We start from the raw sequence: 10,485 nt of genomic DNA, 5'->3' as shown, positions 1-10,485 counted from the left end.
AAAATTTTTTAACGCGACAAAAACCAGCAACGGGCCAATCAGCAGGCTGATATTAATTTTGACCGAGGTAACCACCATTAAAAACAGCACCACCAACGGAATGCTGTAAACCAGCACATTTTTATAAAACCCGGTATCGACATCTTCATAGTGCCTTAACACCTGTAAAGCGCTTATAGCGATAGAAACCGGCAGCAACACCCCCAGTGCATCGACAAAGCCATAACCGAGTAAAAGCAGCAACGGCGTGCCGAATAATAATACACCTACCCCAAAAATAGACTGAACGACGGAAGTAGCGACAACCGTAAGTAAAATATCTGCCGGCATTGAGTTCCTCTTTCATTGTTATTTCCAAGGCCTCATTATACCCGAGAGGAAAAGTACGCGATTTATGATTTCGGCCTCCAATAAACTAAAAAACCAATTTGGCATGGCTTTATCCTAAAAACGGCGATTGAACCACGAAAAATACAAAGGTACTAAGTAAACCAATAAAGTGATTAAATTACTTATGGTTATAGGAAGCCCTATAGCTTGATTCCCTTTGTATTTTCTGATGTTTTGTATTTTTTGAGGGCTAACTGTTAATTACAGGGGTATAGGTTTGCTGTAATGCTCATTCGGATTCCGGTCGGAAAACCTTATGGTTAAAAAAGATTGATGGACTGCGCCACGGAAGGTATTTAAAAAGCTTTTTTCCGTTCCACGGATAAAGACGGGGCGTTTAGGCAAACTTTATTTGAAAAGAAAGTGAATAATCTGTAACGCGATGCTGGACGCATCCGGTTAGTTTTGTTTGGGCGTGTCCATTTGCACGTCATCGGGCACAAAATCGGCAGGCGGTTTTTTTGCGCCGGCAGCATTGCCTTGGCGACCTTGTAACAGCAGGGCGCGAATGCGCTCACCTTGTTCACGGCGGACTTTTTCCTGATCAGCCCAGAGTTTCTCCATATCCGCTTTGGCTATATTTTCTTGGCGTGTACGCCAGCTATCAAAGGCAAACTGCGCCGCCAGTGTACCCAGAAACACACCAAGGGCAATTTGCAGGATCAGCTTCACAATGTTTTTATGTCCTGGTTGAAATCAAAAAAGCCGCTGATTTTATTCAGCGGCTTGATCATCTATAAGGCTACTATTAACTATTGGGCAGCTGGTAGCCCCGCGGCGATAGCTGCGACATCGCCGTTACATGCAGGATGGCCCCATCCGCCCGCGCTAACCCCAGACATTTGACCTGCTTGCGCGGTGATGTCGTACACGATGTTGTCTGGACGAGTAGCTTCGCCACTGACGCCAGCGGGAACATAATCTAAACCAAGAGTACTACGCGTACGCCAAGCGATATTATGGTCCGCACAAGATGAGTCGCCGCTAACGCCGATAGCGCCAACTAAAGTTCCTTTGCTATTGTACAATGCCAGCCCCCCGCCAAATACGTTGACCCCGCCAATTTTAACACCCACTAGAGGATCGTTAGCTTTTCCGTAATTGGTCGAAGGGCCCTTGTAGGCGGCCTCCGTGTCAACAGGGTTGCTAGCTTGCAAACCATACAGGCTGCCACCGGGCTGAACGGCGGTGTACAGGTTAGCAGTAGACAAGGCTAAGCCGGGAAGGCTGAATGCATTAGCCGTATTGGCTTTTTGGGCTGATATAACGCGACTGCCGGGCCACTGATCGCCTCGGTCGTTACCGGTAAAAGCTACGGCGCAAACCACACCATCCCTATCGACAACTGTGCCCCACATATCTAAATTGAAACCTCCATTATCATTATTTCGCGCTGTACTTAAAGCAGCTTTTAGTGCGGCATAATTTGGCAACGCAGCACAACCGTTTGCTGCACTCGCAATATGAGGAATGGCGGCTAAAGTACTTAAAATCGCCAAATTAACTATTATTTTTTTCATTTTTTGTTTTCCTCTTTAGTTAGGTTGAAATTATTAAAGTGGCTTACAATCTCATTATAAGGCAAGCGGTACGCCATATATAAAATAAATAATAAATACAATATGTTATAATATTTTTGATTTTAGATTTAACCTTTCAATATAAAAAATGTAAAATTTTCTGACAATATTGAAAGTTTTTTAATTAGGTTTAAATATTTTTAAGTGGCTGGGTAACTGTCAATCGTATTGACTGTGATAGGGATTAACTCATGAAAACGCTGTCTTGGTAAGTATCATGCTTGCTGTAAAAAATTAAGACATCAGATTTTTTATTGTGTATTTTTGTTTCTTCGTTCCTCGCATAATTGGGTTTATGTTAAACAAAAAAACCTCATTGTTGTGCCATGGTGGTTTTTTTGCGCGTTACACTTTGTCCATAATCTTTGGATATTGGGATAATGTAAATGGCGGCTGTAACTGATGCCATTTGGGCAATTATGCATGAAGTCGCCAGAGTGCAAAAAGAATTACAAGGCGCACAAAAAGAAACTGAGCGAGAAATCAAGGCCGCCAGTGCAAGCATTGAATGATTGAGTAATTGTTTAGGTCAATTTGTCGAAGAAGCGGTGCGTCCTTCGACAGTACGCTTGTTTAGCCAGCGAGGCATTGAAGTTCATGAAATCTATCAAAATGTTACTGCTAAACGCAATGACGAAGAATTAGAAATTGATTTGCTTGTGGTCAATAATCAAGATGCAGTGATAATTGAATGCAAAAGTAATTTAAGTTTTGACGACGTGAACGAGCATCTTAATCGTTTAGAAAAAATCAAACGTTTAATGCCGGCGTACAGTGGAAAACGTATTTCAGGCGCGGTTGCCCGCATGGTGATTTCAGAAAATGTTGCCACTTACGCGATATGCAAAGGGCTGTATGTGATTGGCCAAAATGACGATCATTTAGAATTGTGTAATGAAGCGGAGTTTGTAGCAAAGGTCTGGTAATCAACGGCCAGGAGCTGGGTCATTATAATTATATAGTTAAGCAACAGAACCTAAACTGAAGTTGCTTATTTTTTATATATTTTCGACATATTACTAGGATACAAAGAAAGTCCTCTTTCTTTTAGTGCGCCGAAATTCGTAATCCCAGCTAATTTATTGACACTATTCTAAGATTTAAAATCAGGATCAATAAAATTCTAACTATTTTTATTGTCCATGCTTCTGTAGTAGTTTTAACGTTATATCCATGTATTGCCAAAGCTATTCCGGATTCTTATGATGTTTCAAACAGGAGAAAAAAATCGTCGGGGGAAAATAGCCATGTTACGAAGACACAAAGACACATTGTTAGCTAGATCATTCAATGACATGCTGCTGTTGCAGTTGCAAGCGGAGCGTTTCCACCCGCTTGCGATTAACCCCAAAATCGCCGTAACCGATACGTGACGCAGAACGGATATGAATTAATTTGGCATCCGCATCCAGTATCGCGTCTATATCATCAACAAAACGAAATACCAGACTGGTTGCCTCGGCATGAAGAGTATTGCTGGTTTCACTGGTGATTACTGTAAGACTTTGGCTGATAAGCGCATTTTTCAGTGCCGCCCAAGCCTCTTCGACATTGCCGATAACTTTAAACGGTGCAATAAAATGGTCGGCGTCTGCCGCTTGACTGGAAACGCAGTTAGGACTGTTCGGACAGGCCGCTAATTTCTTTTCCGATGCTTGAGTTGCTGTGCTTAAGATCATAACGATAATATAAATAATAAATTTAAATTTCATCAGTATAGCTCCTCAAAAAGATATGCCGAATTAAAAGCATCTCATCAATCGGATGCAAATGCCAGCGATACAAAAACTATCCACACTGAAAAGTTTTAATGATAAAGTCAAAGAAACTTTCTATCTGTATTAAAAGCCTTATGAAAAAAATCCCTATCGGTATCAGCAGTTGTTTACTAGGCGAGAACGTCCGCTATGACGGCGGACACCGGCTGGATGCCTACATCACAGGCACATTGGGCAAGTATTTCGAGTTTCATCCGTTTTGCCCGGAAATGGGCATCGGCTTAGGCGCGCCCCGTCCTACCCTGCACCTGGTAAAAATCAACCATGCTATTCATTGTGTAGGTATCAAAAACCCGGATTGGGATGTAACCGAGCCGTTACGCGGCTATGCCGAGCAGCAAAAGCACCTGCATGCCGATTTGTGCGGCTACATCCTGAAAAAAAGTTCGCCCAGTTGCGGTATGGAGCGCGTTAAAGTTTATACCAATAACCAGCCGCACGCCGATGGGGTCGGCATTTATGCCGCTGAAATGATGCGCAATAATCCGTTGTTACCGGTCGAGGAAGAAGGCAGGCTTGGCGACCCCGGTCTTCGCGAAAACTTCATCCAACGGGTTTACGTACTGTACCGCTGGAAAGAAATGCTGGCAAAGGAACTGACGGCAAGCCGCCTAACCAAGTTTCACGCCCGCCATAAACTGATCATCATGAGTCATGAAGACTATCGCGACTTGGGACAGTTATTAGCCGGGCTCTCTAAAGACAATCTTGTACAAGTTGCAGAGCAATACATTTTGCAACTAATGAATACCCTTAAAAAGCCGGCAACCCGCAAAAATCATGTCAACGTCTTGCAGCATATTCAGGGCTATTTAAAAAAAGACTTAAGCAGCGATGACAAAGCCGAGCTTTGCGAAGTAATCGAACGTTATCGTAATGGCTATATCCCTCTGATAGTGCCAATAACCCTGCTTAAGCATCATTTCCGTAAAAGCCCCGATCCGTACATAGAAGAGTCCTATTACATGTCGCCTTATCCGCAGGAACTGCAACTGATAAATCAATTGTAACCATGGCAAAAATCTTAATTGTCGGGTGCGGCGCAATAGGTTCTGAACTTGCCGGAGTTTTATCGACCCAAGGCCTTGATGTTACCGGGCTAAAACGCAAGCCGCCTTTATCCGCACCCGGTCCAGTCAGCTATGTCGCTGCCGATATAAGTTCAGCCGCAGACTTAGCAGGTTTGGACAGCGATTTTACCGAGGCGTTTTTTATTGTTTCGCCTGACAATCGGAATGAACAAAGCTATCGCGCTGTTTATGAAACCGGCTTGAACAACTTGCTCACCAAGTTATCGGAAGCGCACTGGATAATGGCTTCATCCACCAGCGTTTATGGACAAACCCAAGGCGAATGGGTCAATGAAGATTCAGCCGCAGAGCCTGATAATATTCCCAGCCGCTTGATCAGGCAGGCTGAACAAAGACTGATCGCTTTAAATCCGGCTAATATCGTGGTGCGTTTTTCCGGTATTTACGGGCCGGGGCGCGAGTACCTGTTAAGACAGACGATACAGGCGCCGGACATACAGCAAACTCCGCCTTATTTTACGAACCGGATACACCAGAAGGATTGCGTCGGCGTTTTGGCTTTTTTGCTGGAACAGCGCTTGGCGGGCAAGCCATTGGCGCAATGCTATGTTGCCAGTGACGATGACCCTGCACCGATGTGGGAAGTGATCAGCTGGCTGGCAGAATGCCTGCATTGTCCTCCGCCAAGGGTTAAGGCCATCGGTATCGAGGCCGGGATGAATAAACGCTGTAATAACGCTCGGTTAAAAGCGTTAGGCTATCAATTCCAGTACCCGAGTTATAAAGACGGCTATTTGGAATTAATCGGGACACGGGATAATTGGTATTTTTTCCACGAAGAACAGTAAAACTTCGTGTCTTCATGATGTTCTTTTAACTTAATCCCTCACGCATCCCCATACTTCGGATAATCGGTATAACCCTTTTCATCCCCGCCATAGAAAGTCGCCTGGTCTGGCGCGTTCAACGGCAGGTTCTTCGCAAACCGTGCAGACAAATCGGGATTCGCGATAAATAATTTACCATACGCCACCATGTCGGCATGGTTCTGCTCGACGGCGCTATTGCCGCGTTCCAAGTCATAGCCGTTATTAGCCATGTAAAGCCCGGCAAAGCAGTTTCTTAACGCCACGTAATCCACATGCCGCTCGCCGGTCATCATATCCCCTTCCAGAACATGCAGATAGGCCAACGGATACTCGGATAATTTTTTGGCTATGGCATTAAAGGTCTGCTGCGGCTGACTGTCTTTAATATCATTAAAGCTGTTTTCCGGGGACACTCGCACCCCGACCCGGTAGGCTCCCCAGACAGCGATGAGTTTTTCAACTACTTCAGCCAGCAACTGCATCCGGTTGACAATGCTTCCGCCATAGCTGTCGGTTCGCCGGTTAGTGCCGTCTCTTAGAAACTGATCCAACAGATAACCGTTGGCGGCATGAATCTCCACGCCATCGAAACCGGCTTTTTTTGCATTTTGCGCGGCGTTTGCATAATCGGCAACAATGTCCGGCAACTCATCGAGGGTTAGCGCATGCGGCGTTTCAAAATCCTGCATACCCTGATAAGTCGAAGCCTGACCGGCGGCTTTTAGCGCGGACGGCCCAACCGGTAGAACATGACCGGGTTGCAATGAGGAATGGGAAATTCTGCCGGTATGCCAAAGCTGAATAAAAATTCGACCGCCTTTATCATGAACGGCATTGGTAACGCGTTTCCAGCCCTCGACCTGCGCTTCGGAATGAATGCCCGGTGTCCGCGGATAGCCGACGCCTTGAGCCGATATTTGACTGCCTTCGCTAATGATCAAACCAGCGCCGGCGCGTTGACGATAATATTCCACATTCGTATCCTGAGGCACATTGCCCTCACCCGCCCTGTTGCGCGTCAAAGGCGCCATTATTATCCGGTTGGCTAACGCCATATCTCCCAGCAATATCGGCGAGAACAGATTAGTTTTATCATTTGTAACTGATGTCATGATGTATTTCTCGATTACAGATTCAACGATAGGCATCGTATCCTAGCCTTTAGAGGCTGAACTTGCCTCTCAAATATTGTATTAGATCACCAAATAGTATTTGTTGTCTGTTTGGGTGTTTAAGAGCCATGCCATATCTATGGCCCAGAGCTTGTCGAAGCGCAAGATTTTCAGGTGCACCCTTGAGCGCATACTAAACATATGTTTTATCACTTAAGGAATTGTATGTATGTACTGACTTACAGCTTTACTTGTCCTCATGATATATAGAAATTAATGACTATAACTCCTATCTAAACGATACGCTTTGTTCTTTTTATGACGCATTAACATATATTAATTTTAAATGAATTACCCATTCAAAAGCCACGTGATATTCAAAAGCAACAATAGAAATCTCTACTATACTAATAATGATCAGCTAACTCACAGAACTATACTGAGTGTTATAGCTGTTTCAGCCTCATCAGATATTTTATTGAGCAATATCTGATGAAATTTGAATATATTCATGGGGTAACAACATTGAAACAATTTAACAAAAAAATATCATTAAAGTTTCAAACTACAGCTTTATTGATTATAGCCACTATACCGATAATAAGTCAGGCAGAAAAAGCTGGAAACCCTCCTACTGATAAAGCGCCCTCAGTGCCTGGAGAGCTACTTGTACAATTTTTGCCGGGCGCAACTACAACTGACAAAGGCAGAGCATTGGGGCGCATACATGCCGAAGTGGTTGATAAAGTCGTTCCCAAAAGCAAGCGGGAAGACGGCGGCGGTGACTTGGTGTTAATTCGCCATCAACCGGACTTCACCCCAGCGGCAGCGCGACACGAAATTGAGTCCGACCCTGCCATTGAGTTTGCGGAGCCTAATTACATTTACAGCCATCAGGCAATTTCCAACGACACTTATTATACCAATGGCTCGCTTTGGGGCATGTACAGCACGTCGACAAACAAAGTCAGCTACGGCAGCCAAGCCAGTACGGCATGGGCAAACGAGAAATACAATTGCGGAACCGTATATGTCGGAATCATCGACGAAGGCTATATGTACACTCATGTGGATCTTCAAGCCAATGCGGCTAAAAATCCAGGGGAAGTTGGCATCGTTTCCGGTATCGATATATCTAAAGATGGCAAGGATAACGATGGAAACGGCTATATTGATGACGTCTACGGCTGGGACTTTGATGGCAATAATAAAACCGTATTCGACGGCATCAACGATGATCATGGCACCCATGTGGCGGGCACCATCGGTGGCGTGGGCGGCAATGGAAAAGGCGTCGCCGGAGTATGCTGGAGCGTCAAACTTTTGAATGCCAAGTTCTTAGGCAATAATGGAGGAACCCTTGCCAATGCGATCAAAGCGGTTGACTATTTTACTAACTTGAAGCTCCGTACTGGCATCAATCTTGTCGCGACCAATAACTCCTGGGGTGGCGGTGGCTATTCTCAGGGATTGTTTGATGCGATTGAACGCGCCAATACAGCAAATATTCTATTTGTAGCGGCAGCCGGCAATAGCAGCATCAATATTGACGCCATACCGTTTTATCCTGCCGGCTATACAAACAGTAACATTCTTGCGGTGGCATCGATTACATCGACCGGAACTCTATCAAGTTTCTCAAACTATGGAGCTACATCGGCGGATTTGGGCGCGCCGGGTTCGGCAATTTATTCAACGGTACCGGTTAGAAGCGGCATAAACATTGTCTCCGGCTATGGTAATTATAGCGGCACATCGATGGCAACACCGCATGTAACAGGGGCTTGTGCACTTTACGCTGCATCCCATCCGGGCGCTACCGCAGGTACAATTAAAGCTGCAATTCTTAATAGCGTTATCTCCACGTCTTCACTGAGCGGCAAGACGGCGAGCAATGGGCGGCTTGATATCAGCAAATTCTGATTTTTCGGTAAGTATGATTCTTTCAAGGCCAGGCCAATGTCTGGCCTTTTTTGTTTATTGAAGTCCCCGATTCCTCGGCTATTTTCTTCGTTGTTTTATATACAAGCCAAGCCTAATGCTTGCAACTTACTGAGCCAGAAAAACCTAATCACAACGGTATTGACCCATTAGTAAAGTTCAATCTGTAGGCATGACTAAGCCGGTTCAAGTAATAACGAGAATTGGCGTTTGGCGAACACCATCCAGACTGGCCGGAAACGCCACTCGCGCTACGCGAGTAGTCCCATTCCGGCTACGCCCGCTTGTTAGTTTTCCTTAAACCTGCCCCGCAGGTTTATTGGTAGTCGTCTTAATCGCTGTTTTATCAACTTTACCCGAAACTTCATTTTCCGGCGACTCATTACTCGGCTCCGAAGGCTTGTTCACTTGCACATCATCCTCGACTGGCGGCTCAGGATCTTTACCTGCCATTAAATCTTCAATTTGCAAGCGATCTATGGTCTCCCACTTCATTAATGCGTCGGCCATTTTGTGCAGAATGTCGATATTTTCCTTTAGAATGGCTTCTGCGCGCTGATAGTTGCGGTCTATTACTGCGCGTATTTCTTCATCGATAAGGTGAGCGACATTTTCAGATACGGAACTGCCTTGTGCGCCAGGATAGCCCATAAACGGTTGACCGCCTTCTTCACCATAGACCAGTGGCCCCAATTTGTCGGATAAGCCCCAACGCTTAACCATGTTGCGGGCCAATTCGGTGGCTCGCTCAATATCGTTCGACGCTCCGGTAGTCACCCGGTCGCCGCCGTAAATCATCAACTCAGCAATCCTGCCACCGAACAAACTGGCAATCTGGCTTTCCAGCTTTCGTTTGCTGGCGCTATATTGATCCCTATCGGGCAGGAACATGGTGATACCCAAGGCTCGGCCTCTAGGCATGATGCTGACCTTATAGACGGCATCATGCTCAGGGGATTTTTGCCCGACTATACAATGTCCTGCTTCATGGTATGCAGTCAACAATTTGTCCTCTTCAGTCATGACCATGGTATGCCGTTCTGCGCCCATCAGGATTTTATCCTTGGCTTTCTCAAGATCGCTCATGCCGACTTCCTGCTTGTTGGAACGAGCAGCAAAAAGCGCGGCCTCATTAACGACATTGGCAAGATCGGCACCTGAAAATCCCGGCGTTCCTCTGGCTATATATTTCAATTCAACATCGGCAGCCGCAGGCACTTTTTTGATATGCACATTCAAGATTTGCTCGCGGCCGCGCACATCGGGCAGACCGACATTGACCTGCCGGTCAAAACGGCCGGGTCTCAGCAAGGCCTTGTCCAGCACATCGGCGCGGTTGGTGGCAGCGATAACGATAACGCCTTCGTTGCCGTTAAATCCGTCCATTTCCACCAGCAACTGGTTGAGGGTTTGCTCCCGCTCGTCATTACCCCCACCTATGCCGGGGCCGCCGCGCTGACGACCGACCGCATCGATCTCGTCGATAAAAATAATGCATGGCGCATGTTCTTTAGCTTGGGCAAACATATCCCTGACTCTGGACGCACCGACGCCAACAAACATTTCGACAAAATCCGAACCTGAAATGGTGAAGAATTTGACTCCCGCTTCACCGGCAATGGCTCTGGCAATCAGCGTTTTACCCGTTCCTGGCGGGCCGACCATCAAAATGCCGCGCGGTATTTGTCCGCCCAATTTTTGGAATTTTTGCGGATCACGCAAAAAATCAACCAGCTCGGCCACTTCCTCTTTGGCTTCTTCGCAACCGGCAACATCACTAAAAG

10 protein-coding genes and 1 pseudogene are annotated in these 10,485 nt (G+C 46.0%); 5 read left to right on the top strand and 6 right to left on the bottom strand.

Annotated features, from left to right (window positions below):
* The 3 genes and pseudogenes from EPO18_RS05030 to EPO18_RS05020 form a co-directional block, all read right to left on the bottom strand.
* A pseudogene (locus tag EPO18_RS05030) lies at positions 1 to 330 on the bottom strand (hypothetical protein); the annotation flags it as partial.
* A 459-nt stretch (positions 331 to 789) separates the two neighbouring features.
* Positions 790 to 1,062: a hypothetical protein gene (locus tag EPO18_RS05025; RefSeq protein WP_292431377.1), complete on the bottom strand. Its 273-nt coding sequence runs from the start codon at positions 1,060 to 1,062 to the stop codon at positions 790 to 792.
* Between the two features lie 80 nt (positions 1,063 to 1,142).
* Entirely contained in the window at positions 1,143 to 1,910 is a 768-nt protein-coding gene (locus EPO18_RS05020; RefSeq protein WP_292431374.1) for a GlcG/HbpS family heme-binding protein, read from the bottom strand.
* Between the two features lie 446 nt (positions 1,911 to 2,356).
* Between EPO18_RS05020 and EPO18_RS05015 the strand changes: the two genes are divergently transcribed.
* Entirely contained in the window at positions 2,357 to 2,482 is a 126-nt protein-coding gene (locus EPO18_RS05015; RefSeq protein WP_292431371.1) for a hypothetical protein, read from the top strand.
* Complete coding sequence (locus EPO18_RS05010) at positions 2,483 to 2,896, top strand: hypothetical protein (protein WP_292431368.1); 414 nt, start codon at positions 2,483 to 2,485, stop codon at positions 2,894 to 2,896.
* Positions 2,897 to 3,253: 357 nt separating this feature from the next.
* Here EPO18_RS05010 and EPO18_RS05005 read toward each other — a convergent pair whose 3' ends face one another.
* Positions 3,254 to 3,682 (bottom strand): DUF1499 domain-containing protein, encoded by a 429-nt coding sequence (locus EPO18_RS05005; RefSeq protein ID WP_292431365.1) that lies wholly within the window; start codon positions 3,680 to 3,682, stop codon positions 3,254 to 3,256.
* 140 nt (positions 3,683 to 3,822) lie between these two features.
* Between EPO18_RS05005 and EPO18_RS05000 the strand changes: the two genes are divergently transcribed.
* Both EPO18_RS05000 and EPO18_RS04995 read left to right on the top strand, forming a co-directional pair.
* Entirely contained in the window at positions 3,823 to 4,758 is a 936-nt protein-coding gene (locus EPO18_RS05000) for a YbgA family protein (RefSeq protein ID WP_292431362.1), read from the top strand.
* Positions 4,759 to 4,760: 2 nt separating this feature from the next.
* The gene (locus EPO18_RS04995) at positions 4,761 to 5,627 is read left to right on the top strand and encodes an NAD-dependent epimerase/dehydratase family protein (protein ID WP_292431359.1); all 867 of its coding nucleotides are present in this window, start codon (positions 4,761 to 4,763) and stop codon (positions 5,625 to 5,627) included.
* Positions 5,628 to 5,665: 38 nt separating this feature from the next.
* Here the strand turns inward: EPO18_RS04995 and EPO18_RS04990 are convergent, their stop codons facing one another.
* Entirely contained in the window at positions 5,666 to 6,760 is a 1,095-nt protein-coding gene (locus tag EPO18_RS04990) for an alkene reductase (RefSeq protein WP_292431356.1), read from the bottom strand.
* 492 nt (positions 6,761 to 7,252) lie between these two features.
* Between EPO18_RS04990 and EPO18_RS04985 the strand changes: the two genes are divergently transcribed.
* The gene (locus EPO18_RS04985) at positions 7,253 to 8,683 is read left to right on the top strand and encodes a S8 family peptidase (protein WP_292431353.1); all 1,431 of its coding nucleotides are present in this window, start codon (positions 7,253 to 7,255) and stop codon (positions 8,681 to 8,683) included.
* A gap of 315 nt (positions 8,684 to 8,998) precedes the next feature.
* On the opposite strand, the gene ftsH is transcribed toward EPO18_RS04985, so the two are convergent.
* Positions 8,999 to 10,485, bottom strand: a 1,487-nt coding sequence (ftsH, locus tag EPO18_RS04980; RefSeq protein WP_292431350.1) for an ATP-dependent zinc metalloprotease FtsH, incomplete at its 5' end; no start/stop codon positions are given.

Source organism: Methylobacter sp., assembly GCF_004322395.1.
In the GTDB taxonomy this organism is placed as follows: Bacteria; Pseudomonadota; Gammaproteobacteria; order Methylococcales; family Methylomonadaceae; genus Methylobacter_A.
Note: the sequence above shows the minus strand (reverse complement) of the source record. Positions and strands in the feature narration are given on the sequence as shown.

Excerpts from the sequence above, each read along its gene's own strand:
- EPO18_RS05000 (WP_292431362.1), top strand. The coding sequence starts at position 3,823 with ATGAAAAAAATCCCTATCGGTATCAGCAGTTGTTTACTAGGCGAGAAC.
- EPO18_RS04985 (WP_292431353.1), top strand. The coding sequence starts at position 7,253 with ATGAAATTTGAATATATTCATGGGGTAACAACATTGAAACAATTTAAC.
- EPO18_RS05015 (WP_292431371.1), top strand. The coding sequence starts at position 2,357 with ATGGCGGCTGTAACTGATGCCATTTGGGCAATTATGCATGAAGTCGCC.
- EPO18_RS04990 (WP_292431356.1), bottom strand. The coding sequence starts at position 6,760 with ATGACATCAGTTACAAATGATAAAACTAATCTGTTCTCGCCGATATTG.
- EPO18_RS05020 (WP_292431374.1), bottom strand. The coding sequence starts at position 1,910 with ATGAAAAAAATAATAGTTAATTTGGCGATTTTAAGTACTTTAGCCGCC.
- EPO18_RS04995 (WP_292431359.1), top strand. The coding sequence starts at position 4,761 with ATGGCAAAAATCTTAATTGTCGGGTGCGGCGCAATAGGTTCTGAACTT.
- EPO18_RS05005 (WP_292431365.1), bottom strand. The coding sequence starts at position 3,682 with ATGAAATTTAAATTTATTATTTATATTATCGTTATGATCTTAAGCACA.